Origin of the sequence: Brevibacillus borstelensis, from assembly GCF_036700025.1 — a bacterium.
In the GTDB taxonomy this organism is placed as follows: Bacteria; Bacillota; Bacilli; order Brevibacillales; family Brevibacillaceae; genus Brevibacillus; species Brevibacillus borstelensis.
Window position 1 is genome coordinate 4198337 of sequence record NZ_CP144922.1, and the last position, 25073, is coordinate 4223409.

Below are 25073 nucleotides of genomic sequence, written 5' to 3' on the forward strand. Positions count from 1 at the left end.
AGGTTTCAAGCCTGAGTTCCCCCGGTGAGGCATACCATCCTTTCCAAGACCATTGCACCAGTACCAAATTCTCATTTTTTCCCAATTCCATGTACAAAGAAGAAAAAAATGGTACGATGCTGTTGTTCTGATTTTTTTCCTAGGAGGATTATGCATGAAGAAAGTGATCGGCATATGGCTTACGGCCATTCTCTTGATTGCCGCTCTCACCGCTTGTTCGCAAAACGCCAAACCGGCTGATGAGAAGGCCCCCCAAAAAACCGAGGAGGCTTCATCGGATACGAAAACATCCGATACATCCTCATCTGAAGCAAATAAAGCTCCCGGAGAAGCCGTCCCCTTTGAAGTGGTTGGACAGTCCTCTGAAGACGCTCCGACCGATCAGGGTCAGACCGAGGTGCGTCTCGGGGGGAATGTTACCGTCGAAGAGAAGGAACTCGTCATCAAAGGGACCAGCAATCTGCTGCCTGGGGCCATCGTGGAGGCGGAGGTTACCTCAAAGGGCTACAACATGTGGGGATACAAGGCAAAGACAGAAGTTAACGGGGACGGCAGCTTTGAGATGACTGTAAAAAAGCCGGATGTCAAAAATACGATGGATGTGGAGCTTTCCTTTGATCCCTACGACCAAAGCGATCGCCTCAAGAAAGTCTATGGAGATAGCGGGGAGAAGCTGGCCGGACCATTCGTCTACCAGTCCAGCAATTTTGCCGAGATGGCATACTACGCTGCTGCTTACGCTCATGTGGCCCATGATGCCCCACTCAAAACGGCCGTCGCATTTGAGACTCCGAAGTGGGATAGACCTTCCGATTACGGGGACCCGACCGTCTGGTTCAAACCGACTGTGACCAAGGATGAAAAATACCTCTACGTCTCGGTAAAAAGCAACCTGTTGGAAGGGGCAACTGTCAAAGGGGATGTCGATATTCCCGGGCACATTCATTACGGATACACGGACTCTACGCGTGTCAAGCCCGATGGCTCGTTTACCTTGCAAATCGCCCATCCCAAAAAGGTCAAGGAGTATTATTTCCTGATTCGCTATGAGCCTGAAGAGGTGACGTGGCCAACCTTGAAGGAAGCCTACGGAACAAAAGGCGAAAAGCTGAAGGGTGAACTGGTCAAAGTGAAAGACAAAGATGACAAGACGATCAATATCGTAGAGATGAAAATCAAAATTACCGAGTAGAGCCTGACTTTCAGTCGAAAAATGCGTGTAAAAAAGAAACTGCCGGTTCGCTTCACTTTCGCAAGCAACTCGGCGGTTTCTTTTTGTCTTAGCGAGCGGCATATGAGCAGACAGTCATATTTTCGGCGTCCGAATCGCTGCTATTTGGCGTCTGTCTCGCTGCTTGTGACATCCATCTGTTATTTTTTAAGCGCGACTCGCTGCTTTTCGGAGACCATGAGTTCACTTGCAGCTTTTCAAAAGTCCCACCGCAGCTTTTTAAAAGTCCACTCGCAGCGCTTCCCTTTATTTCTTCTGAGCAGCCTCAGGCTTCTTCGGTGTTCCTTCCAGAAGCAAATCCTGCATCGCTTTGCGCTTCTCCTTCGTCAGCCCCAGCGCTTTCTCCAGGTATTCGTCATAGGAGCCGTAAGACTTCTTGATTTCGTCGAGAGCAGTCTGGAGGTACTCCTTGCGCACATCCAGCAAGCCTTGAGAAATCTCCATGCTGTATGGATCGAGCGCGTCCTTGAACATGTCGACCGCGATCTTGTTTGCCCCTTCGCGGTATGTATTGCTTTGCTGAGCAGGAGTCATCCATTACGGTCTCTTCCGGTACGTCCAGGGTTAACTTTGGCTGCAAAAAGCTTTTTGGAGATTTTTCCGTCTCAGGGCTCATCCATCTTTCACTACTCGGTTCTCGAGCAAACAGGCGAAGGCATTCTCGGCTACGACGATTTTGGGCCGTACTCGATGCGAGACGTTCGCGCCGAAGTATGGCGACTGCCCTCTGTTCTTACTGCCGTTCGCGAAAAGCAGACGACTGTCTCCTTGTCCGATTCGATGCACCAGTATCCTTCTCGTTATGTACAGGGGTTGAACCCTTTGCTGATCGTGCCGATCTGCTCGTCGTCAACCGTCATTGGTTTTGCCGGATTATGCAGGCATGCAGGCGGTCCTTCTTCGATTTCCCAAAACCTGGTCCATTATGCATCAAATCCGCTGTCAGGAAGCTAAAGGCGCATAACCGCTCGCAGGCCGTGGCCAAAGCGATGGGCCGGGGGCTGATTTGCTAACTCGATAAAAATAAAAAAACCGGTCAATCCCCGAAGGGACGACCGGTTTTATTGTCTTACGCGTTCAGTTTGCTTTTTGCAACTGTTGCCAGCTCGTTGAATGCCAGTTTGTCATTCACAGCCAGATCAGCAAGCATTTTGCGGTTTACTTCAACGCCAGCCACTTTCAGGCCATGCATCAGACGGCTGTAGGACAGACCGTTGAGGCGAGCTTGCGCGTTGATACGAGTGATCCACAGTTTGCGGAAATCACGTTTTTTCTGACGACGGTCGCGATACGCGTACATCAGGGACTTCATTACCTGTGCGTTCGCGGATTTAAACAGGCGATGCTTGGAACCGAAGTATCCTTTCGCCAGCTTCAGGATTTTCTTATGACGACGGCGTGATACAATGCCACCTTTTACTCTTGGCATACTAAATTCCTCCTGATATTCCAGCACGGCGGCCTGATTGACTAGCGGCCGGGGCGAAAGCCAGACTGAAAGCTGGCCGGCTTACCCAACCTCCACAAGGCGCTTAGGGAGCACATGCTGATCATAGTGTTTGTTGGTTCGAGAATACGGTTTACAGATACGTAACCAGCTGTTCGATGCGTTTTTGGTCGCCTTTGGACACCAGAGCGCCTTTGCGCAGGTGGCGCTTCGCTTTGGTGGATTTGTTGGCAAACAAGTGGCTGGTGTAAGCGTGGTCGCGCTTCAGTTGGCCGGAACCAGTCTTTTTGAAACGCTTCGCAGCGCCTTTATGAGTTTTCATTTTCGGCATGGTGGTAATCCTCCTGTCCTAAACTGCTGTTTCGAGGCGGTGTGGCCTCGGCTTTTACTTTTCCGCTTTCGGCGCCAAAATCATGATCATGCTGCGGCCTTCAATTTTAGGCTTGCGCTCTGGAGCTGCAAGATCTTCACAAAGGGTGGCAACACGTTCCAAGACTTGCTGTCCGATCTCGGAGTGAGTGATTTCACGTCCACGGAAACGAATCGAGCACTTCACCTTGTGCTGTTCTTCCAAAAACTTGCGGACGTTGCGAAGCTTCGTTTGAAAATCGTGTTCCTCGATGTTGGAAGAGAAACGCACTTCCTTCAACTCGATGATCTTCTGGTTGCGACGCGCTTCCTTTTCCTTCTTTGCCTGTTCGTACTTGAACTTGCCGTAGTCCATGATACGGCAAACCGGCGGCTTGGCTGTCGGAGCTACGTTCACCAGATCGAGATCAGCTTCCTGCGCGATACGCAGCGCTTCTCTGATGGGCACGACTCCCAACTGGCTCCCGTCCGATCCAATTAAACGGACTTCACGGGCGCGAATCGCTTCGTTCACTAACAGTTGATCCTTGCTAATACTTGCCACCTCCGTCTTTTTCGAGAAGGAACAAAAATGTGCGAACGCTAATGCGCCCGCACATATCTCACCTAGCAAATACAACAGATTCACAGATTGCTTTGCGAGTGACCTGTCAACAGTCAAAATGACGTCGAACCAGGTGAGAAGCTGGGCGCTCCTGCTTTTTCTCGAAGGTATAAGTGTTTATACTCATATAATCATACTGGGTGAAGCAAGTCTTGTCAAGGGGGACTTCACTTTCACTATCCACCGATATGGGACATCTCTACCTTGGATCGTTTGGCGATCCCCGGCGTATTCTTGAGACGCTCCTCGGAATAGCGGTCATCCCGGCGAAGCCAGATCGAGCTGATCAGCTCCCGGATTTCCCCGTCGCTCTTCCCTTCCCGCAGCGGCTCGCGCAAATCCTCGCCGGACGAGGCAAACAGACAGTTGTACATTTTGCCCTCCGCCGACAAGCGGGCACGCGTACAAGTGGAGCAAAACGCCTGGGTGACCGAAGAGATCAAGCCGATCTCCCCCTCCTCGCCGACATAGCGGTACCTCGATGCGACTTCTCCGTAATAATTGGGATCAGCGGCTTCCAAAGGCATCTCGCTGTGAATCATGCTGACGATCTCCCTGGATGGCACCACCTGATCCAGCCTCCAGCCGTTGCTGTTGCCGACATCCATGAACTCGATAAAACGCAGGATGTGCTTTTTCTCCCGGAAATACCGGGCCATCGGCAGGATATCCTGGTCGTTGACTCCGCGCTGCACGACCATATTGATTTTCACGCCAAGTCCCGCTTCAGACGCAGCCTCTATTCCTTCGAGTATCTGCTCCACGCGGTACCCTCGGCCGTTTATCTTGCTAAAGCGCTCGTCATCGAGAGAATCCAGACTCACTGTCACTCTGTCGAGTCCCGCCTGCTTCAGCTCCTTGGCGTGCTTGGCCAGCAGCGAGCCATTGGTGGTCATCGCAATATCCTTGACCCCCTCTACCCCGCGAATCATCCTGATCAAGTCCGCCAGATTCCTGCGCATCAATGGCTCTCCGCCTGTAATGCGGATTTTCTCGACACCGAGCGAAGTAAAAATGGCGGTCAACCGTGTAATTTCCTCAAACGTAAGCAGCTTGTGCTGCGGCAAGAACGGATAGTCCGGGCCAAATATTTCAGCAGGCATGCAGTATTGGCAGCGAAAATTACATTTGTCTGTCACAGATATGCGCAAATCGCGGAGAGGACGTTTTCGTGAATCAAACACTTGCTTTTCCATCGCTGACCACTCCCCATTCGCCATCATTACCCTGCTTGCTTACGTGGGTGACAGATGGGACGATATATATATGATACTGCCAGAATCGCGGCAATTGTAGCCCCCTAAACGCTCAACTTCTTGAACAAATTGCGGAGAACGGATGATTTCCAAAAGCTGTGCGCCCTCTTCGCTCCGGTAGAACGATCCGCTCATCAGCAGATCATAGCGCTCTTCGGCGACCGGAATAAAATCGAGTCCCATCGCTTTGGCCGCCGAATAAATGCCCAGTCCGACATCAGCAGTTCCACCGGCAACCGCGGCGGCGACACTTAAATGGGAGACTGCCTCACGGGAATAGCCGTAAATGTCCGCTTGATCAATCCGCTCTTGCTTGAGCAAATAATCCAGCAGCAGCCTCGTTCCCGCACCCCTTTGGCGGTTGATGTACGTGACGCCGGGTCTTACCAGGTCGCGAACCGTAGCAATCCCCAGCGGATTTCCCGGTTTGACGATCCAGCCTTGCTGACGGTAGACCAGCTGGATGAGCACCACGTCCTTGCCGGGCAAATATTTTTCCACAAACGGCTGATTGTAGGTGCCTGTCGCTTCATCGAACAAGTGGATACCTGCGATATGGGCTTCCCCTTTTTGAATGGCCAGAATACCTCCCATACTGCCGAGATGGGAGGAGACGAGGAACCGATCCGGATGGGCCAGGCGAAGCAAGGTATGGAGCACGTCCATGGACAAATCATGGCTTCCGGTAGCTACGATCGTGTTATGAATCTGCTCGAGCGGCCGATACAGCTCGATTTCCGCCGTCTCTCCCTGCTCGTATCCGAGATGGCCGGGGGAGATTCGCAAGAGCCCGTCGGCCCGTACCATCGACATGGTGACTCCCGCCGCGCGGGTCAATGGATTGGCGATGTACCTGCCGTCGATACAGCCGACCGTCATGCGGATAAAGTCTTCCGCTCCCATGACGGAAACGATGCGTCGCCCGATTGTCGCTTTAATCTTCTGACGCTCGTTCTCCATCACTCCATAATACCGATGAATGAGCGAACGGGCAAACCATTCCAGATTCAAGTAGGCGGAAACGGGATATCCCGGCAGCCCGATCACGGGTTTTCCTTCCACAATCCCGACTACCACCGGCTTTCCCGGACGGGTCGCTACTCCATGTGTCAGCACTTCCCCCAGCTCTTCCACGACATGGACGGTAAAATCCTCCCGGCCCGCTGACGAACCGGCATTCAACAGCACCAGGTCCGCATCCTGCACGGCCGATTTGACCGCTTCCCTGATCAATCCGCAGTCGTCCGGAACGATGCTGTGAATGACCGGCTCCGCCCCCCACTCCTCCAAATAAGCGGCAAAAACGGCTCCGTTAAATTCGATGATCTCCCCTTCGGCTACCTTCTCGGAAGGAGGGATCAGCTCCGATCCGGTCGGAATGATGACAACTCTCGGCTTCTTGTAGACCGGAATCGTGACATTGCCGCCCGCGAGCAATGCTCCCAGATCGACTGGCCGCAGCTTGTGGTGGGCCGGCACGATGACCTCGCCGATCACAACGTCTTCACCGATCGGACGGATATGCTGCCAGGGTGCGACCGACTCCAAAATCTCGATCGTCTCCTCGTCCACCTGATGCACATATTCGATCATGATGACGGCGTCGAATCCGTCGGGAATCGGGTCTCCGGTATCTACTTCTACGTAGTCCTCCCCGCGCTTCAGCCTGACGGGATGCTGCTCGTCTGCCCCAAATGTCTTCTCAGCCCTTACGGCGATGCCGTCCATCGCAGATGCGTGGTAATTGGGCATGGAAACCTTGGCGTAAATCGGCTCGGCGGTAACCCGGCCAAGTGCTTTTGCCGTCGGAATGTACTCGATCTGCGGCGCGAAGCGGACTTTTTTCGCAATCTTCTCTTGTGCTTCCCGAAGCGGGGTGTCTTCCAGGTAGATTTTCCGCATACTTCTCCTCCTGCGAACGTTTCAGCGTTGGTTTGATCCCTGCGCTTTCGCCCTTCTATGACTTGCTTTTTTTGCTTCAGCTCTTGAAAAGATGTACTTTGACAGACTCGCCTTCTACGATTCCTTCTTTATTTGCCGCAATCTCCACGATCCCTTCGCTTTCGACCAGCGTGGAAATCAGGCCCGACTTTCCAAAGACGGGCACAGCCCACAAGCCGTCCTCTCTCTCCTCCAGCTTGACTCGAATGTAATCCGTCCGCCCAACCGCGGAAGGGACGTTTCTCGCTATTTTTGCCGACAGGCGCAGGTCCGTCTGAGCCGGGCGAAGCCCCTGGAGTCTCTCCAGTATGGGGACAGCGAAGAGTTGAAACATAATCATCGCCGATACCGGATGACCGGGCAAGCCCATCACCGGTTTTTCTCCCGCTTTTGACAGAATTGTCGGCTTGCCGGGCTTGGTCGCGACACCGTGAACCAGAACGCCGGGATCACCGAGAGACTGCATCACCTGTACGGTGTAGTCCCTCGTCCCGACGGAGCTGCCGCCCGACAAAATGAGAAAATCCACTTTATGAAACAATTCGCTTGCCCGTTTGGCAAAGGTATCGTAATCATCTTTGACGATTCCCCCGTACAGGACCGTTGCTCCGCATTGCCGGGCTGCCGCTCCGATGGTGACGCTGTTGATGTCCCTTACTTCTCCCGGGGCAAGCTCCTTTTTTTCCGAAGGAACGATCTCGTCTCCGGTGGACAATATGCCGACGATTGGCCGAGGGTGTACACGCACCGATGTCCTTCCGATCGCAGACAGGACGCCAAGATCCTGTGGACGGAGCCGATGCCCGCAAGCCATGACCAGCTCTCCTCGCTCCACGTCGTCGCCGGCCCGGACGATATTTTCGCCTGGAGCAACTTGCCGGAAGACATTCAACATCTCCCCAACCTCTTCGACATGCTCGATCATGACGACGCTGTCAGCCCCGGCAGGGATCATCCCTCCTGTCGGAATTGCCTGAGCCTGTCCTTCATGCAGGGCAGTATCCGCTGCCATGCCCATCTCGATCCGGCCTGTTATGTCCAGGAACGCCGGCAATGAATCCGAGGCCCCAAACGTATCTTTGGCGCAAACAGCAAAACCGTCTACCGTCGAGCGGGAAAAGTGCGGCACCTGCTCATCAGAGATGACGTCTTCGGCAAGCACCATCCCGCACACTTCGATCAGGGGAAGCTCGACGGGAGGCCGGCAGGGCTGGAATTGCTCGTTGATGATGCGCAGCGTCTCGGACACGGTTTTTACATGGAAGAATTTCATGTCTGCCTCCCTTTGGAATAATCGTTTAGCTTGATCACAGGATCGACTATAATTACAAGAAAAAGGAGAAAATTCCGATATGATCGTAAAGGTATTCGCCAATTTCCGCGAAATTTGTCAGGCAAAAACGGTAGAAGTCCCTACAGACAACGGCAATCGGGTCATCGATATCCTCGAGACGCTGATCAGGATGTTTCCTGCGTTGGAAGAGGAGGTCTTCACACCGGAGCGAACACTCAAACCATTTGTCCACGTCTTTATCAACGGGCGCAATGTCATTCATGCAGACGGGCTGGAGACACGCGTGCAGGAGGATGACCAGTTTGCGCTGTTCCCTCCGGTAGCAGGAGGCTGAAATGGCTGAGCAAACCGTGGAGCTGCGCGGCATCCCTCTCTCTCACCTGATCACCTATCTCGCCGAGTGCGGCGGAGTGCCGCTCGGCGATACGCTGCCGATCACAGTCCGAGGCGAACGTTGGCAAGCTGAATTGTTGCGGGAGGAAACCATACCGATTACCTCCCGCTTTAAGGTGCAAGCCGTGTTTATCCGCTTTCAGGCTGACGATCAGGGAACGCTCGACCGACTGTGGGAACGCTTTCGGATCAAGGTTCTCCGGGTTGGCGGTTGACAGGCCGGAAACAGCCGGCGAGAAAGAAAGATAGCCAGAAAAAGGTGGATGCCAGGCTCCACCTTTTCTTGCTTGCTAGGAAATGCCCAGCTCTTTCAGTTTTGCTTCAGGCACAACGCCGTCCACCCAGCCGCGCACCTGGTAGTATTCGTCCAGCATGACGTCCATGCGGCTTACATGGCCGGCACTGTTCCCTGTTCCCGGCTCTTCCGTAAAGCGTTTGGGCAGGTGGTCGTCCTCCCGTTTATTGAATCCGGCCAGGTTGTTGTAATGGCGCTCCAGATTGTAGATGCGCTCGCCGATTTTCATGACGTCGTCCGCGTTTACTTGAACGCCGGTCATCGTCGCGTACTGCTCAGCGTAGTTCTCCGCATTTTCCGAGAACGAGGAGAATTTGCAAATGTTCATCGAGTCGGAGAAGGCCAATAGGTCCTGGAATACCTTCAGCAGCTCTCCCTTGCCTTCCGGCTTCAGGCGGTCTGTCGGCATCGGGATACCGGCAATTTCGCTGGCAACCGTGTACCCGCGCAGGTGACAAGCCCCCCTGTTGCTGGTCGCGTAGCCGAGTCCAATCCCCTGGATGCCGCGCGGATCATACGCCGGAATGGCCTGACCCTTGACGCACATCGCCAGGTTTTCGTCGCCGAAGTGCTTCGCCGCTCGGGCGGTTCCTTCTGCGAGCACATCGCCGATCCCTTTCCGGAAGACGAGCATTTCCGTCAGCTCGATCATCCGGTCTGCATCGCCCCAGTCGATTCTCTCTTCCGTCAGCCCCTTCTCGTACGCTTCCATCATACAGGACAGCGTATTCCCCAGCTCAATCGTGTCCATGCCGTGCTCGTTGCACAGATTGATCAAAAAGGAAATCGGCGCCGCGTCGCTTACTCCGCAGTTGGCGCCAAGCGCCCAGCCGGACTCGTACTCGAAGCTCTCGACGCGGGTTTTGTACTTGCCTTCCTTTACTTCGACTTCCTTTTTGCAGGCTACCGGACAGGCATGGCAGGTATTGTCCGCCACGAGCAGCGTAGCGTTGACCGTCTCGCCGCTGTGCCCCTCTGCTCCGTCCCAGTGCGAATATTTGGAATTCATCGTCGGAAGTGCGCCTACTTCATTGATGATACTGGTCAAAACGTTCGTGCCGTATACAGAGAGACCGCCCTTTTTCGGAGCCGTCAGACCGCCTTCCATGATCGCTTTGAGCGCCTTCTGGTTTGCTTTCTTGTACTCCTCATCCTGTGCAGGCTGCGGCATGTTTCCTTTTTGGGGCGCCTTGATGACGATCGCCTTCAAATTCTTGCTGCCGGCTACCGCCCCTGTGCCCCCACGCCCTGCCGCTCGGTCGTTTTCGTTCATGAACCCCGCAAAGCGAACCAGATTCTCTCCCGCTTGTCCGATGCAGATCACACTCAGGTCTTCCTTGCCGTAGCGCTCTTGCATCGCCTTTACTGTAGCGCGGGTCCCCTTTCCCCACAAGTCGCTTGCATCGCGCAGCTCTCCCTGTCCGTTCTCGATGTACAGGTAGACTGGTTTGTCGCTTTTGCCTTTGAAAATGACGTTGTCGATGCCCGCCCACTTCAGCCGCGCAGCCGACCATCCGCCCATGTGGGAATCCGTCACCGTACCTGTCAACGGAGACTTGGTCACCATACAGAGACGGCCGCTCATCGCCGAGCGCGATCCGGTCACCGGTCCGGTCATCACACAAAGGATGTTCTCGGCAGAAAACGGTTCCACCTGCGGACCGTTGTCATACACGTATTTCACTCCAAGCCCGCGTCCACCGATGTACTTCCTCGCCAGCTCCTCGTCGATCTGGCGATAATCCACGGCACCGGAAGAGAGGTCGACCAGGATCTCGCGGTTTTTGAAACCTCCCAGGTTCATCGCATGCTTCCCCCTTTTTTTCCATATGGTTGAATCTGAACGTTATCCTCTCTAAGTTCGACTATCGAGCAGGATTTCCTTCCTATAATACTGCGGCGGATCGGCAAAATTACCAATTTTTCGATTATTTTTTCGACTGATGTATTGCCAAGCGAACCATTCCTCAAGTATGTTTGTTTTAAACAAAACGGAACCAAACTGCTACCAACAAAACCAAACAAAACCAAATTAACGTGCTCGGAAGGGGGATTCTGGTGGATCGGGCGTATCTCACTCCGGAAGAGGTCGCTGCAGTATTAAAGCTGTCCAAGTACACCGTTTACGAGATGATCAAGCGCAAGGAATTGCCGGCTTCCAAAATCGGACGAGCCCTGCGCATTCTCCGAACTGATCTCGACCATTTCATGCGCGCTCACAAATCGTCAGAGGAGGAGCTTCCGACTCTCCATGACCGCTCCGCCGTTTTGCGAAGAGGTCACCCGCTGCAGGAGATTTACTTTGCCGGCAGCCATGACTTGTCGCTCGACCTGCTCACCCGTATGATCGCCAGACGCGGGGTAACGCTGTTCCCTGTCTATTCCGGGAGTATGGACGGATTGATCGAGCTGTACAAAGGCCGCGTGGACATCGCCGGCTGTCACCTGCTGGACCAGACGACCGGCGAGTATAACCTCCCCTATATCCGCTCTCTGCTGCCAAACGAGGAGGTGGCCGTCGTCAATCTCGTCACCCGTTGGCAAGGGTTTATCGTGCCTCTGGGCAATCCGCGGATGATCACCAGCTGGGAGGAGTTTCTCTCGGGCCGTCACCGCATCGTCAACCGTCAGCGAGGCTCAGGCACTCGGGTGCTGCTCGACTTCAAGCTGCGCCAGCTCGGCCGCTCCGCCGATCGCGTACCCGGCTACTACCGGGAAATGAACACACACTACGAGCTTGCTTCCGCTGTCCTGCGGGGAGACGCGGACACTGCACTGGGAATCGAAAGTGCCGCCCGCGGGCTTGGACTAGACTTTTTCCCTGTGCAGGAAGAGCGGTACGATCTCGTATTGCCTACGAGACTGCTCGATCAGGAGCGATTCCGCATCATGCTCGAGGTGCTGCGCGACCCGGGCTTTAAACAAATGGTCGTCGCCATGGGAGGCTACGGGGTGTCCTCAACCGGAAAAATAATTGACAGAATGTAAAAATGATTTCAACAATAGGGAGATGATTAGATTGAAGCGTCTTTATGTCTCTTTCTTCGCTGCCGTTCTTTCTTTGCTTCTCGCCGCCTGCTCGCAGGAGCCATCGGCAGCAACGCAAAGCTCGCAGCAGCCTCCGGCAGGAAATCAGCAGCAGGCCACCGCTGCGGAGCCGCGGCAACCGGCAGCTCCCGAATCGAAGCCGTCGGAATCGTCCGCCAAGGAGATCGTTTTGGCCACGACGACCAGCACGCAAGATTCCGGCCTGTTGGATGTGATGCTGCCCGCCTTTGAGCAAAAGAGCGGCATCAAGGTAAAGGTCGTCGCCGTCGGAACCGGACAGGCGATCAAGCTGGGCGAGGACGGCAATGCCGACGTGCTCCTCGTGCACTCCCGAAAGGCGGAGGACGAATTCGTATCCAAAGGATTCGGAACAGACGCCTATGACGTCATGTACAACCAGTTCTACATCGTAGGTCCCGCTGATGATCCGGCCGGCGCAAAAACAGCGAAAACCGCAGCAGAAGCGTTTGCCCTCATCGCGGAAAAGAAGGCTCCATTCATCTCTCGCGGTGATGATTCGGGAACGGACAAGAAGGAGAAAAGCATCTGGAAGGAAGCGAAGCTCACTCCCGAGGGCGACTGGTACCTCTCCTCTGGTCAAGGAATGGGGGCAACCCTGCAAATGGCGGATGAGAAAAATGCCTACACGCTCACAGATGAGGCCACCTATCTCTCCCGCAAGCTGAATTTGCAGGTCGTCATGCAGGGAGATCAGTCTTTGCTGAATCCATACGGCATTATCAAAGTAAAATCGACTTCCAAACCGGATGAAGCGATGCAATTTATCCAGTTTTTCACCGGCGAGGAGGGGCAAAAAATAATCGGCGAGTTCGGGAAAGACAAATACGGAAAAGGGCTGTTCGTCCCTTCTGCCAAGAAACGATAGGGGCTCTGCTTCATGCTCATGACCCCTGAAGTATGGGAGGTTGTCTGGCTCTCCCTCAAAGTGACAACGACTGCAATATTGCTCGGCTCTTTGATCGGCATTCCGCTCGGCGCCTGTCTCGGTCTTTATTCTTTCCCGGGAAAACGGCTGGTTATCGTATTGATTTACACTTGTATGGGTCTTCCCCCGGTGTTGGTCGGGGTCATCGTCTATTTATTGCTCTCCCGATACGGGCCGCTCGGTTCGCTCGGCCTTTTGTTCACTCCGGAGGCGATGATGCTTGCCCAGGTCGTCTTGGTCACTCCGATCCTGGCTGGATTAAGCCTGTCTGCCGTCCAGGCAAAGGAGAGGGCCTATTGGGAAACCGCGAAAAGTCTCGGTGCCAGCCCTCTGCAGCTCGTCTTTACCATCGTCAAGGAAGCGCGCAAAGGCATCTGGGCTGGCGTAGCAGCCGCATACGGCAGAGCGATTTCCGAAGTTGGCGCCGTCATGCTCGTGGGCGGTAATATCGAGCACCATACACGGGTTATGACCACAGCGATCATACTCGAAACGAGAATGGGCAACTTCACGGCAGGACTGCAAATGGGATTGGTCCTTTTGCTGATCAGCTTTTTGTTCAACAGCTTCTTGGTTATCGGCGTGCTGAACCAATTAAAAACCGGGCGGAGATGACAGGATGAACAAGCTCAAGCTCAGCGACCTGGAAGTCGCCTACAGAGGAAAGACCGTATTGCGTGTAGACAAAGCCGTATTTGAACATAGGAAAATCTACGGCATCGTCGGTCCCAGCGGTTCGGGCAAAAGCACCTTGCTGCGTGCGATGACGCTGTTGGAGCAGCCGGCTGCAGGCAGGATGGATGTGTTTGGCACGGTTGTTGACCTTTCTTCGCTCACCCACGCAAAAGGCTTGCCACTGCAGCGGCGGATCGGTTACGTCCCGCAAAAGCCAACCATGTTTGACTCCACCGTCTTTGACAATGTAGCACTGGGGCTGCGTTATCGCGGAACAGATCGGACGGCGATCCGTTCGCTCGTCACGGAAGCGCTGGAACTGGTCGAGCTGGGGCATACGGCCAAGCAGCGTGCGCATACCCTATCGGGCGGAGAGGCGCAGCGGATCGCCCTGGCAAGGGTGCTGGTATACCAGCCTGATCTGCTCTTTCTCGATGAACCGACTGCAAACCTCGACCCTTATCACATCGCCATTTTCGAGCGAGTGCTGAAAGCGATCCAACAGACGCGGGACATCACGATCCTGATCGTGACTCACAATTTGCAGCAGGCAAGGCGGTTGACCGACGAATGCTTGTTTATCCACAAGGGACGGATCGTTGAAAACGGAAGTACGGAGGCGTTTTTTACCCGGCCGAAAAGTCCCGAGCTGCAGGACTTCCTCTGCGGCCGGATGATTTACTAAAAAAGGGGGCCTGGATAATGAATCCGGATTGGATGCAGCGCTATTCCAGACAGATGCTGTTTGCCCCGATCGGCAGTGCGGGACAAAATATGCTGCAACAGAAAAAAGCGGCAGTCGTCGGGATGGGAGCACTGGGAACCGTCCTCGCCAATCACTTGGCGAGAGCCGGCGTCGGATACCTGCGGCTGATCGACAGGGATTTTGTGGAGGAAAGCAACCTCCAGCGGCAAATGCTCTACGATGAAGCGGATGCCAGGCAGCATCTGCCAAAAGCGGTCGCCGCAACTGCCAAGCTGAGGCGCATCAACGCTGACATTGCTGTCGAAGGAATCGTCGCAGACATCAGCCCGGTCAATGCGGAAGCCCTGCTCTCCGATGTGGATGTCATTCTCGACGGGACAGATAACTTTCAGATTCGTTATCTGATCAACGACGTAGCCGTAAAGCATTCGATTCCCTGGGTTTACGGCGGCGTTGTAAGCGCGCGCGGAATGTTCTCTGTTATCCGCCCCGGCATCACTCCCTGCTTTCGCTGTCTATTTCCTACCGCTCCCGCAGGACGGGGAGAAACATGCGATACAGTCGGCGTGATCGGCCCTATTGTTCACATTGTCGCATCCTACCAGGCGACGGAAGCGCTCAAACTGCTCATCGGAGCGGATGACATGCTGAATCCCCATCTGGAACAGCTAGACATCTGGGAAAACGACTTCATGCAGATGAATGTCGCAAATGGCCGAAATCCTGCATGCCCCGCCTGTGTCGGGCGAAGCTTCAGCAGTCTCGAGTGGCAAGAAGGGGCTGAGGAGTTTGCCGCGCTGTGCGGCAGAGATACGGTCCAAATCAGCCCGCAGCGCCCCCTCTCTGTCAATCTCGACCGAATGGCCGAGCGCTTTCGCGTCCTCGGACGAGTCGAAGCCAATCCGTTTCTGCTCCGCTTTCATGTGGAAGGCTGCACGCTCGTCTTTTTCCAGGACGGACGCGTGCTCATCCAGGGTACAGATGACATCGCAGCTGCCCGGAGACTGTACGCCAAGTACGTAGGACATTAACGGACAGTCGGGAGCAAAAAAGCCCTGGTCTGCAGATCATTCCAAGAGGGGGTCCGGATCGCTCGTCGCCCGAGTTCGCTATCCCGAGTTTGCAGTCCCGGGTTCGCTTTATGAAAAAAGGTGCTGTCCCGGCTCTTGCGGACAGCACCTTTTTCATTTCCGATTTCAAACGGACAGCTTGTTTGTTTCTCCCCTGTACTGACCCAAGCGGTCTGTCAGGTTTACTTCATTTCGCTAATCTCGGCTTTAATCTTGTCGAGGAAGGCATCTACGCTCATGCCGCCCTCGTCGCCTACGCCGCGCTTGCGGACGGACAGCGTCCCTTGAGCGACTTCGTTTTCACCGATAACCAGCATGTAAGGCACTTTTTGCACCTGTGCCTCGCGGATTTTGTACCCGATTTTTTCATTGCGGGCATCAAGCTCCACGCGAATGCCGGCTTGCTCCATTTTTTCCTTGACCTTTTGCGCGTATTCCACATGCACTTCATTGATCGTCATCAGGCGAACCTGAACCGGAGCGAGCCAGACCGGGAATGCGCCAGCATAGTGCTCGATCAGGATACCGATAAAGCGCTCCATCGAACCGTACATGGCGCGGTGCAATACGACCGGACGATGCTTCTCGTTGTCTTGGCCGACATATGACAGGTCAAACTTCTCAGGCATTTGGAAGTCGAGCTGGATCGTACCGCACTGATGGCGGCGTTTCAGCGCGTCCGTAATCTGGAAGTCGATCTTCGGTCCGTAGAACGCACCGTCTCCTTCCTTGATTTCGTACGGCAATCCCGCTTCTTCCAACACGTTTCTCAAGGATGTTTCGGCAATCTCCCACAGCTCATCGGAACCCATCGAATCCTCAGGACGAGTGGAAAGAGCTACGCTGTACTCAAATCCGAACACTTTGTAGATCGAGTCGATCAAACGGATCATGCTCTTGATCTCTCCCTCGATCTGGTCCGGACGAACAAATACGTGGGCATCGTCCTGACAGAAGGTCCGTACCCGAAGCATCCCGTTCAGTGCGCCGGAATACTCGTGGCGGTGCACCTGACCGAATTCGGAGTAGCGAATCGGCAGATCGCGGTAGGAGTGCATTTTGTTTTTATAGATCAGCATGTGGCCGGGACAGTTCATCGGCTTCAATGCATAAGTGGTATTGTCTACCTCGGAGAAGTACATATTCTCGTGGTAATGATCCCAGTGGCCCGACTGCAGCCAGAGGCGCTGGTTCATAATAAACGGAGAGCGCACTTCCGTGTAGTGGGCCAGCTGCTGCATGCGGCGGGAGAATTGCTCCAGCTCGTTGCGGACAGTGAAGCCGTTCGGCAGATAAAACGGCATGCCTGGCGCTTCTTCGGAAAACATGAACAGCTCCAATTCCTTGCCCAGCTTGCGGTGGTCGCGTTTTTTCGCTTCTTCGATAAAGTGCAGATATTCATCCAGCTCCGCCTTCTTCGGCCAAGCCGTGCCGTATACGCGCTGGAGAACCTGGTTATCCGAATTTCCGCGCCAGTACGCCCCAGCCACACTCATCAGCTTGAATGCTTTGATGAAACCGGTGGACGGCAAGTGCGGTCCGCGGCACAGGTCGAAGAATTCACCCTGCTCGTAGATGGTGATAGTGGCATCTTCCGGAAGGTCGCGAATCAACTCCAGCTTCAGGTGATCGTTAATTTCCTTGAAGATCGCGACTGCTTCGTCACGGCTTACTTCTTTGCGGCGGATCGGCAAGTCTTCCTTGATGATCTTTTCCATTTCCGCCTCGATTTTTGGCAGATCATCCGGGGTGAGTGCCACCGGGATATCCATGTCGTAATAAAATCCGTCTTCGATCACCGGACCGATGCCCAGCTTTACCTCTTTCCCGTACAGGCGTTTAATCGCCTGAGCGAGCAAGTGGGCCGTGCTGTGACGATACACTTCCACACCATCCGCGGAATCAAGCGTAACGATCTCAACGGCCGCATCCTCCTCGATCGGTGTGTAAAGATCGACTACCTTGCCGTTTACTTTACCGGCAACCGCCTTTTTCTTCAGACTGGAGCTGATCGAACCGGCGATCTCTTCGACAGTGACGCCTGCGTCATACGGACGAACGGCGCCGTCAGGGAATGTAACGTTGATTTGTGCCACGATCCATACTTCCTTTCTCCATCGTATTTGCTTTGTTTAGGGAAAATAAAAAAGCACTCATCCCTGAAGGGACGAGTGCTTGTAACCCGCGGTACCACCCTACTGGCCTGTAGACATGCCCTGCCCATAAACGGGTCAAAAGCAGGTCGATTCCAGACCTCTCGAAAACGTAACGGTTTGAACCGGCTCGCCGATACTGTGAGCAAGAAGCTCTTTCCCGGCGGCTACTCGAAGGGGGTAGATCGATACGTGTACGCAGCGGGCTTCCAGCCTGTGTCCCGCCTCTCTGGAGCAACATGGGTATCGTCCATGTCCTTCTCATTGTATTTTCCGTGTTAGGTTGTTTTTCGTATTATAAAGGAGTTGGTTTGTTTACGTCAAGTACACGTCTGCCGGACAGACACAGGGAACACGAATGGCAGGTGATCAGCCGGTTTTCAAAAATGCTGCGAACGGTCTGTGTCAATGCGGGCCTGTCCTGCGCCATGTGAAAAACGATACGTTCCGGCGCAATCGCTACCAGAGCGCTCACCAGATAATCCTCTTCCCGGCATTTCTGTTCATCCGTAAACATGACGGCGTCCAGATGGTCCAGCCAGATTCGGTCTCCGTGTTTATCATAGAGATGGAAAGGTTTGTCCACACTAGGAACAACGTGAACGACTTCCTGCTTGGCTTCCTGATCGGCGATAAAAAAGCGCAGCAGGTCAACGAACTCCTGATACTGCCTGTCTTCGAGATAATCGTCAAGGCCGGTTTCGATCAGCTCAAACAACTCATTCCAATGCTCCTGCAGACGGAAGCGGACAAACCCGAGTACGTTCAATTCGCGCTCGTCCTCCAGGTAGTCCCGCACTTTCCGGTATATCCTTGCTTTCCGGGTAGTCGCTTGCAGAAGATCGGCTTCTTCTTCCCCTTCTGCAAAAAGCCGCTGGACGAACGGAATAACGTAAGGCCACTCATCTTCAAGCTGCTCGGACTCGATCAGGTCGCCGGCTATTTCCTCCATGACCTCCGGTTCCTTGACCCGAATGACCCACTCGGCTACAGCCAGCGAGATAAATGCACGTGCCCATTCTATCGTCTCCGCATCGTATTCTTCCATACACCAGCTTTGAAAGCGAAACATCCTGAAATCGCCCTGATCGCGTTCTTCATATGTAATGCGCACCGGATCGGTGTTGACCCGCTCCTTCATCTCATCGATGATCGAGCGAAAAGCATCACAATGCGCAGGGACATTTTCAAAATATAAGGCGTACGTTTGCATCGTCCATCTCCCCAATCCGCAATGTAGTTACAGTATATGTCCTGCTTGAGGCGATATACTTTTAAACGGATGGAAACAGAGGGAAGGTTGCACATCGAAGACAGCGGTCGCTTTTCAAAGCAAGAAAAAACAACCCTACCTCTTGGCAGGGTTGCGCTGCGAATAATTATTCAAAGCCGATCTCCTCATACACTTCAGGGTCCCAATAAATAACCGATTGCTCCAAGGGAACGTTCATCTCGCGTGCTCCGTTGGGCTTTCCGTTGAAGTAGATAATTTCCGTAATGGCCAAACGATCGCCTCGTATGTCGATTTCTCCCTTAAATTCAAGAGTGGTTCCATTTGGTGCAAAAAAGATGACTTTCCCCGATCCCAGTGTTTTCATTGGGTACCTCCCGTTGTATGGTCTGTACCCTTATAGTAGTAGACAATCTTTCCCAACGTCAACAATTCCTAGAGACTTTTTACCCAATTGTCGAATCTGAAGCTCCTTTTTTTCTGCTTCGCCCCTGTCTGTTGTCGGTCGGCTGAGACAGACTGCTGTAGGCTTCCGCTGTCAAAGTTCCCTCGGCATCAGCCGCGACCTGCGTCTCCTCGCTCACTCCGTAATGCTCCTGTCTGTACGTGGGAGAGGAAAAAATTTGGCTTGCATTCGCTGGCCGCTGCAGTGTTGGGCTCGGGTAGGACACGCCTGAGATGGCGGAGGTCTGCTGCGAAGCAGGGCCCTCGGGCTCAACCGCGTTCGTAATCACCGTCCCGTTTTGAGGCGAAGGCATGGCCGCGGGAGGCGGTGTCATTTGCTGCCCCGCTCCCTGGCTCCCTTCGGACGCCGGTTGGTAGCCGCGCAGCAATTGCGCATTGGCGGTCGGCTGCATCGTCAGGAATGGATAGTATCCCTTTCGCTGCATATAGCCCCACATCTCGTAAGCCTGGTTGGCGCAGTTGACAGCACTCTGCAGCAGCATGTTTCGGAGCTGTGGATGGGCAGCCTCAAGCGCTGCCGCCATTTTGCATGTTGCCCCTGACTTGTGCAGGCCCAGCATTGCCGAAGAAACATCCCGATCGTCCATCTGATTGGGATGAACATTCGGCTGTTGTGTTTGCGGATACGTTTGCGGGTACATTTGCGGCATTTGACCGGACTGCATCGTGCCCATGACTGCATGTGCCGCCGCTATCGCTGAAGCAGGACGGTATGGCAGCGCCTCTCCCGCACCCAGCCCGTGGACGGTATGGACCATGCTGTTGTACTCATTTTGCATGAATTGCAGCTGATGGCCAAGCAGGTGACTCAGTTCAGGGTCGCGAACATAAGGAGCATACAGCTGGGCCGTATTGATCGCATTGACCGCCTCATTCAAAACTTCGTGCAGCTCCATCACTTCATGTGCTCCGTACGCGTGAGGTTGCATGTGACCAATTCCTCCTTTTCACAAATCCCTAACAGTATGTCCTTTTCTGTTGGCAAATAGAAGCAAGTTTCTTTCTGCATTTTCCATGTTTTTCTGTAACTCTTTTCGCCGACCAACGTAATACGAGACATATACCTTTGTACAAGACATATATAGAACTACAGAAACGATTTCGTTTCCTGTATAATGAAACGATAATCAAGGACTTGAGGAGACGCTCATGTTTGAACAAATTACACAAGTTTTCATGCAATATGGAGTCTGGGGGCTATTTGGACTTTCTTTTTTGGACTCGTTTATCGTACCCGTCCCTCCCTTTTTCTTGCAGATCGCGATGAGCCTGATCGATCCAGCCGCTGCCCTGCGCTATGCCACGGTCGCGTTTACCGGCTCTATCCTTGGCGCTCCGATCGGATACATACTGGGCAAGTGGCTCGGCAAACCGATCTTGAGAAAGATCCTGCCGGAAAAGTGGACAAAGCTGGCTACCGAACAGTTCGACAAAAACGGAGATGCCGCCGTATTGATTGGTTCCTTTACTCCCATCCCTTTCAAGGTGTTCACCATTTTAAGCGGCGTCTTTAACTATTCGCTGACGAAGCTTATGCTGTTTGCCATTCTCGGTCGGGGTATCAAATTTTATCTCATCGGAATATTGTTTCACCTCTATGGAAAACACGCCAAAGTATTGCTCGACGAATACCTGGAAATTGCCGTGCTGGGCATCGGTGCGGTTGTCGCTATCGCCTGGCTGGTATGGAATAAACGCAGAAAAAAAACCGCTTGATTGTCTGCTGAAAAGTGTTTGCCTTTGAACCAAAAACGCTCCGGAAAGTGCGCTGTCCCTCTTCCTGGACGCGTTTTTTTGTTTGCGGCCCCAAATACCTCGTCTCTTTCGCAATATTTCATGGACATTCACCTAATATGTACCTCCCCATATATTGTAATTGTGAGTTTTTTGGAGGAGGTGAAGCGATGGCCGTAATCAAGGTAAACTCCAGAGATGTCGACATGTTGGCTCGTCTGATCCGTGCCGAAGCCGAGGGAGAAGGGGAACTGGGCATGCTGATGGTCGGAAACGTCGGCGTGAACCGCATTCTTGCCAATTGTCTTGATTTTAGAAATATACGAACGATGCGGGACATGGTGTTTCAGTCACCGGGAGGTTATGAAGCTGTACAAAAACCTTACTTCTATCAGCGCGCCAGGGATAAGGAGCGCCGCCTGGCAAGACGAGTCGTAAATGGAGAGCGCACGCATCCCGCCTCAAACGCATTGTGGTTTTTTCGACCCAGCGGCAACTGTCCGGCGCAATGGTATAACCAGCGAAATTCGGGACGTTACAAGGCCCACTGCTTCTTCGTCCCTTCCCCCAGGGATTGCCCCCGTGTTTTCTGATTGTACTTGATGGTGCTTGCAAGTCCAGAAAAGGAGAGAGTTCATCATGAGTCAACAAATGCCTTACAATCCTTATGTCACCTACCCCTATACGGACATGTATCCTTCTTCATCCTTTCCGTACCAGATGGGCCAGCAGCCGGTTCAACCGGGACAACAGCAAGCTGTCCCCATGCAGCCAAGCGGAAGTCTGATTCCCGGAACGCCTCTGGCTCCCGGTCAGGTCGTTGAAGAATCCTACATTGAGAACATCCTTCGCCTGAACCGCGGAAAGGTGATTACGGTTTACCAAACCTTTGAGAACAATACCCAGTGGAATGCGAAAATTTTCCGCGGTGTTCTGGAAACGGCAGGGAGAGATCACATTATCCTCAGCGACCCGGAATCGGGAAAACGGTTTCTGCTGCTGATGGTAAACACTGACTATATCACCGCAGACGAGCATTTGAACTACATTCCTCCGGCACTGCCTTCAGGTATCCGCTAAAAACAAAAAACCTCATCGCTTGCAGATGGGGTTTTTGTCTGTTCAGATATACGGATTACACAACCTGCGGATCGCTTGAATCGGCTTTGGCAAAATACGCTTGCTTCTCATCCTGCCAAAACAAGCCGCTCGGCAAAGAGCTTTTTTGCCTCATGCGAATCGCCAGCAGATTGACCATGCGATTGATCTCGGCGTGGGCCCACTCGTCCATCGTAAATTTGACAGCGTATTCATAGATCGTTTCATTCCAATTGCTGTTGCGAACGACATGTCCGTACATTTTCAATTGCCGAGAAAATACCTCTGTTTCAAATTCAAGCACCAACTGATCATTTACCGGCAATTTCAAATCAGAGAGAAAGCGAAGGCCGCCACCTCCTATGTCTTCGATCAAAACATCTGCGCTCCCCACCTTCATCGTCTTTCCTTTTACCATGACGATTGTCATGCGCGAACAGAGCGGGGGAACCAGCTGCAGTCGAAAGTAGTCTCTTCGTTGCCAATTGATGACGCCATTCACCGTTTTCACCTCATGTTAAGGAATATGGTCCTGTTTCTTTGGGATCACCGTTTAGCGAGTGACTTTGGCGAAATAAACGCAAAAATGGAAAAAAACGCCGCGAACACGGCGCTTATGATATTTTCCGCAAAACCTTCCTTATTCTTTTTTCTGCTCCGGGTAGTTCATTTCCTTCTTGGTAATGGGAGAATTTTCCCATAAATGATTTTGATCAAACTTGATCGTGTCTTTGCGCATAAAGCGGAACAGGAGGTCTACCACCCACCAGACCAAGACCATGAAGATGAAAAATATGAGAACAGCTCCCCACACGGAATACCTACCCCCTCCCCTTTTACTGCCACTATATGAAGAGAAGGTAGAATTGATTCGACCTAAAAACCGGTCGTACAGCGTGGCTTGCAAGGGACGGCAAACAACCGGTCTATCACCTCTACGTATTCGGGCCGCGACAAATGGGCCAGCCCGTACTGGTATAAGCTGTGAAAGCGGACTGCCCCCATGACAAGCGAAGAAAAATCGGAGATATCGAGTGATACTTCCGCGTCGGCTTGTGCGGGCGTTTCCGGAAGTAGCCCGGGCAACCCGTCGCGAAAGCAGATGGTATAACTCTTTTCATTATCCGGCAGAAAGCTGTCGCGAATATGAAAGGTAAGCGTGCAGCTTTCCCTTCCCATACGGTGATCCGCCATTTGACGAAAATAACCCGCTACATCAATCATTCGATACATCAGCCCGACACCGGACGCATGGCTTTCATGATAGTAGAAGGGGATCAGACGGTCAGAGCCGTTTCCCGGATCGGCGAGCAGAAAGTGAAAATCTTCTTCCTGGGTATAAAAGATGCAGCGCCTGACCTGGTCGGCTTGGCTGCGCAAAAAGGCGAGAAGTCCACGCATGGCCTCCGGCGTTTCACAGATAAACTCCTTGACGTGCAAATCGTGGATGCTGGCATTTTCCTGTCTGACCTGTTTAAACTGCAGGACCAGATAGCCGCTTAGCTGTCCATCCTTTCGGCAGCCAAAGGCGATATGCTCCGGCCGATCCAGAAAGGCATCCAGCTCGCGTGCCGTCTTTTCGATCATCCCGTGGGTTTTCGCGGCATAGCGGTTGTAGCTCCCCAGGATATCAGCGCGGTCCTCCTTGGACAGAGCAATGACGTCCTGCTTGCTCCCGGCAGGCAGGTCCAGAGGAGAAACCCGGTATTCATTCATTTTGGTTCCGGCTCCGAAGCCCATCTGTTTGTAAAAATCGACTCGGAACGGATAAAGGGAGACGAGACTGACGCCACGATCACGGTATGCCCGCAAAAAATGGAGCAGCATCGATTTGGCTATTTTCTCCTTTTTGTGCAGCAGGTCAACAGCAACGGTACCGATCCCTCCGGTGAGCAGCCGTTTTCCATGAACATTCATGTGAAAATCGAACCATTTCATCACACCGACCATCCGGTTGTCGCGAAAACAGCCGACAAAAGAAACCCCCGGATCCTCCTGCATGCTTTCGCGAATCCGATTGATCCAGCGTTCCTTCATATCCGGCACTTGCATTTCCTGTCTCGGATATGCCATTCCGACTATTCTGACGAATCCCTCCGCTTCGGAAGGCTTCAATACGCGGATTTCTTCCACCGGCATCATCCCCCGCTTCCCTTTTTTCAGTTGCGATACATCTGATAAAAAATATTTTACTGAATGCTTCCATCTTCTGGCAAGAAAAAAGAGACAATCGGGCTTTGTATCGCCCGCTCTCGAACCGCTGCCACTCTCACAATGCTCGCTATTGGAGCAGCCGAATGGATAAAAGGGCATCCCGGTAGACAAACCGGGGCCCCTTCATGTTGCCGTGCAGCCTGTTTTTATGATGTGTCGGCCAGTTTTCTGATCGCCTTGAACACTGTCTGATAGTAGCTTTTCTCATGAGCGACCAGGTCTGCCATCCCCACCTCTTGGCTTACTCCAGAGACGCTTCCGTCTTCGTCGCAGACGAATCCGCTCGCTCGAACCGAAGAAATCTCGCCGTTCAACAATCTCATCAGCTCATCAAGCCGAATCCAGAGCAAGCCGGTCAGCTCCTCCTGCTGGATCTGGTACGCTTCCAAGGGCTGGTCGGATTCATATCCGTACACGTGGCAAATCTCCCTGTCGACAATGCCCGGCTCACCGGAAACATCCCGTATGACTCCAATATGCTGCAAGCTCTCATACGAGACAGCCAGTCCCAGCTCTTCCTCCAGCTCACGCACGCCGTCCCTCGGCCCTTCACCGGCAAGCAGATGGCCCGCCGAAGTGATATCCAGCTTGTTTGGCGAGGTGTCCTTCTGAGGATGGCGTTTTTGAAATAGCAGGTAGACCCGCTCTTTCTCCCGGCGGTATATCCAACAGTGAAACGTCTGATGCCACAGTCCGAGCCGATGCACTTCACTGCGCGCTTCCGTACCGATCCATTGCCCTTTCTCGTCAAAAATATCCAGCGTTTCTTCCTTCACTTTGTTCACCTCAATCGAACAATTTGCTTCCTGCGTTGCAATCCCGGCAAGCTTCCCAAAACCGGCTGCAAATGCAAATCTGTGTCATCGCTCCGACGTTCTCAACTACTGCGCGGCCCGGGCTTCG

Annotated in this window: 28 protein-coding genes; 12 read left to right on the top strand and 16 right to left on the bottom strand. The window is 53.3% G+C overall.

Annotated features, from left to right (window positions below):
* Positions 1-154: 154 nt before the first annotated feature.
* Positions 155-1192, top strand: a complete 1038-nt coding sequence (locus V5G20_RS20185; RefSeq protein ID WP_024984403.1) for a hypothetical protein — start codon at positions 155-157, stop codon at positions 1190-1192.
* Between the two features lie 285 nt (positions 1193-1477).
* On the opposite strand, the gene V5G20_RS20190 is transcribed toward V5G20_RS20185, so the two are convergent.
* Positions 1478-1765 (bottom strand): tyrosine-protein phosphatase, encoded by a 288-nt coding sequence (locus V5G20_RS20190; RefSeq protein ID WP_003387819.1) that lies wholly within the window; start codon positions 1763-1765, stop codon positions 1478-1480.
* A gap of 36 nt (positions 1766-1801) precedes the next feature.
* Between V5G20_RS20190 and V5G20_RS20195 the strand changes: the two genes are divergently transcribed.
* Positions 1802-2185 carry a hypothetical protein gene (locus V5G20_RS20195; protein WP_251237564.1) on the top strand — a complete coding sequence of 128 codons (384 nt, stop codon included), beginning with the start codon at positions 1802-1804 and terminating at the stop codon, positions 2183-2185.
* A 115-nt stretch (positions 2186-2300) separates the two neighbouring features.
* Here the strand turns inward: V5G20_RS20195 and rplT are convergent, their stop codons facing one another.
* From rplT to glp, 6 genes are all read right to left on the bottom strand, one after another.
* Positions 2301-2660 (bottom strand): 50S ribosomal protein L20, encoded by a 360-nt coding sequence (rplT, locus tag V5G20_RS20200; protein WP_003387821.1) that lies wholly within the window; start codon positions 2658-2660, stop codon positions 2301-2303.
* A gap of 151 nt (positions 2661-2811) precedes the next feature.
* Positions 2812-3009 (bottom strand): 50S ribosomal protein L35, encoded by a 198-nt coding sequence (gene rpmI / locus V5G20_RS20205; RefSeq protein ID WP_003387823.1) that lies wholly within the window; start codon positions 3007-3009, stop codon positions 2812-2814.
* A 54-nt stretch (positions 3010-3063) separates the two neighbouring features.
* Complete coding sequence (gene infC, locus V5G20_RS20210; protein ID WP_031932304.1) at positions 3064-3567, bottom strand: translation initiation factor IF-3; 504 nt, start codon at positions 3565-3567, stop codon at positions 3064-3066.
* A gap of 260 nt (positions 3568-3827) precedes the next feature.
* On the bottom strand, positions 3828-4847 hold the full coding sequence (gene moaA / locus V5G20_RS20215; protein WP_003387825.1) for a GTP 3',8-cyclase MoaA: 1020 nt from the start codon (positions 4845-4847) through the stop codon (positions 3828-3830).
* A 39-nt stretch (positions 4848-4886) separates the two neighbouring features.
* Positions 4887-6809 carry a molybdopterin biosynthesis protein gene (locus V5G20_RS20220; protein WP_039071391.1) on the bottom strand — a complete coding sequence of 641 codons (1923 nt, stop codon included), beginning with the start codon at positions 6807-6809 and terminating at the stop codon, positions 4887-4889.
* A gap of 76 nt (positions 6810-6885) precedes the next feature.
* Positions 6886-8121, bottom strand: a complete 1236-nt coding sequence (glp, locus tag V5G20_RS20225) for a gephyrin-like molybdotransferase Glp (RefSeq protein WP_003387827.1) — start codon at positions 8119-8121, stop codon at positions 6886-6888.
* A 79-nt stretch (positions 8122-8200) separates the two neighbouring features.
* Here glp and V5G20_RS20230 point away from each other — a divergent pair, with 79 nt between their 5' ends.
* Both V5G20_RS20230 and V5G20_RS20235 read left to right on the top strand, forming a co-directional pair.
* A complete protein-coding gene (locus tag V5G20_RS20230; RefSeq protein WP_003387828.1) occupies positions 8201-8476 on the top strand; it encodes a ubiquitin-like small modifier protein 1 in 276 nt (91 codons plus the stop codon).
* 1 nt (position 8477) lies between these two features.
* On the top strand, positions 8478-8750 hold the full coding sequence (locus V5G20_RS20235) for a hypothetical protein (protein ID WP_338461963.1): 273 nt from the start codon (positions 8478-8480) through the stop codon (positions 8748-8750).
* A 75-nt stretch (positions 8751-8825) separates the two neighbouring features.
* Here the strand turns inward: V5G20_RS20235 and V5G20_RS20240 are convergent, their stop codons facing one another.
* Entirely contained in the window at positions 8826-10634 is a 1809-nt protein-coding gene (locus V5G20_RS20240) for an aldehyde ferredoxin oxidoreductase family protein (protein ID WP_024984409.1), read from the bottom strand.
* A 254-nt stretch (positions 10635-10888) separates the two neighbouring features.
* Here V5G20_RS20240 and V5G20_RS20245 point away from each other — a divergent pair, with 254 nt between their 5' ends.
* Genes V5G20_RS20245 through V5G20_RS20265 form a run of 5 tightly spaced genes read left to right on the top strand, consistent with a single transcriptional unit; the run spans position 10889 to position 15236 of the window.
* Complete coding sequence (locus tag V5G20_RS20245; RefSeq protein ID WP_003387831.1) at positions 10889-11818, top strand: helix-turn-helix transcriptional regulator; 930 nt, start codon at positions 10889-10891, stop codon at positions 11816-11818.
* 22 nt (positions 11819-11840) lie between these two features.
* Positions 11841-12764, top strand: a complete 924-nt coding sequence (locus tag V5G20_RS20250; protein WP_122958172.1) for an extracellular solute-binding protein — start codon at positions 11841-11843, stop codon at positions 12762-12764.
* Between the two features lie 12 nt (positions 12765-12776).
* On the top strand, positions 12777-13439 hold the full coding sequence (locus V5G20_RS20255; RefSeq protein WP_003387833.1) for an ABC transporter permease: 663 nt from the start codon (positions 12777-12779) through the stop codon (positions 13437-13439).
* 4 nt (positions 13440-13443) lie between these two features.
* The gene (locus tag V5G20_RS20260; RefSeq protein ID WP_003387834.1) at positions 13444-14184 is read left to right on the top strand and encodes an ABC transporter ATP-binding protein; all 741 of its coding nucleotides are present in this window, start codon (positions 13444-13446) and stop codon (positions 14182-14184) included.
* A gap of 17 nt (positions 14185-14201) precedes the next feature.
* Complete coding sequence (locus V5G20_RS20265) at positions 14202-15236, top strand: ThiF family adenylyltransferase (RefSeq protein ID WP_024984411.1); 1035 nt, start codon at positions 14202-14204, stop codon at positions 15234-15236.
* A gap of 221 nt (positions 15237-15457) precedes the next feature.
* Here V5G20_RS20265 and thrS read toward each other — a convergent pair whose 3' ends face one another.
* The 4 genes from thrS to V5G20_RS20285 all read right to left on the bottom strand — a co-directional run bounded on the left by thrS (position 15458) and on the right by V5G20_RS20285 (position 20053).
* On the bottom strand, positions 15458-17371 hold the full coding sequence (gene thrS, locus V5G20_RS20270) for a threonine--tRNA ligase (protein WP_003387837.1): 1914 nt from the start codon (positions 17369-17371) through the stop codon (positions 15458-15460).
* 352 nt (positions 17372-17723) lie between these two features.
* Positions 17724-18641 carry a putative sporulation protein YtxC gene (ytxC, locus tag V5G20_RS20275; protein ID WP_039071393.1) on the bottom strand — a complete coding sequence of 306 codons (918 nt, stop codon included), beginning with the start codon at positions 18639-18641 and terminating at the stop codon, positions 17724-17726.
* 166 nt (positions 18642-18807) lie between these two features.
* The gene (locus V5G20_RS20280) at positions 18808-19026 is read right to left on the bottom strand and encodes a hypothetical protein (protein ID WP_003387841.1); all 219 of its coding nucleotides are present in this window, start codon (positions 19024-19026) and stop codon (positions 18808-18810) included.
* A 79-nt stretch (positions 19027-19105) separates the two neighbouring features.
* Complete coding sequence (locus tag V5G20_RS20285) at positions 19106-20053, bottom strand: spore coat protein (RefSeq protein WP_024984412.1); 948 nt, start codon at positions 20051-20053, stop codon at positions 19106-19108.
* Between the two features lie 220 nt (positions 20054-20273).
* On the opposite strand from V5G20_RS20285, the gene V5G20_RS20290 reads away from it, so the two are divergent.
* The 3 genes from V5G20_RS20290 to gerQ all read left to right on the top strand — a co-directional run bounded on the left by V5G20_RS20290 (position 20274) and on the right by gerQ (position 21938).
* Positions 20274-20840, top strand: a complete 567-nt coding sequence (locus V5G20_RS20290) for a YqaA family protein (protein ID WP_003387844.1) — start codon at positions 20274-20276, stop codon at positions 20838-20840.
* A 188-nt stretch (positions 20841-21028) separates the two neighbouring features.
* Positions 21029-21451, top strand: coding sequence for a cell wall hydrolase (locus V5G20_RS20295; RefSeq protein ID WP_003387845.1), 423 nt, complete (start codon positions 21029-21031; stop codon positions 21449-21451).
* A gap of 46 nt (positions 21452-21497) precedes the next feature.
* A complete protein-coding gene (gene gerQ / locus V5G20_RS20300; protein ID WP_003387846.1) occupies positions 21498-21938 on the top strand; it encodes a spore coat protein GerQ in 441 nt (146 codons plus the stop codon).
* A gap of 55 nt (positions 21939-21993) precedes the next feature.
* On the opposite strand, the gene V5G20_RS20305 is transcribed toward gerQ, so the two are convergent.
* The 4 genes from V5G20_RS20305 to V5G20_RS20320 form a co-directional block, all read right to left on the bottom strand.
* A complete protein-coding gene (locus V5G20_RS20305; RefSeq protein ID WP_338461970.1) occupies positions 21994-22458 on the bottom strand; it encodes a PilZ domain-containing protein in 465 nt (154 codons plus the stop codon).
* A gap of 138 nt (positions 22459-22596) precedes the next feature.
* Positions 22597-22770, bottom strand: coding sequence for a hypothetical protein (locus tag V5G20_RS20310; protein WP_155807990.1), 174 nt, complete (start codon positions 22768-22770; stop codon positions 22597-22599).
* Positions 22771-22832: 62 nt separating this feature from the next.
* Positions 22833-24098 carry a GNAT family N-acetyltransferase gene (locus tag V5G20_RS20315; RefSeq protein ID WP_238986202.1) on the bottom strand — a complete coding sequence of 422 codons (1266 nt, stop codon included), beginning with the start codon at positions 24096-24098 and terminating at the stop codon, positions 22833-22835.
* A gap of 218 nt (positions 24099-24316) precedes the next feature.
* Positions 24317-24946: an NUDIX hydrolase gene (locus tag V5G20_RS20320; RefSeq protein ID WP_024984414.1), complete on the bottom strand. Its 630-nt coding sequence runs from the start codon at positions 24944-24946 to the stop codon at positions 24317-24319.
* Between the last annotated feature and the right edge of the window lie 127 nt (positions 24947-25073).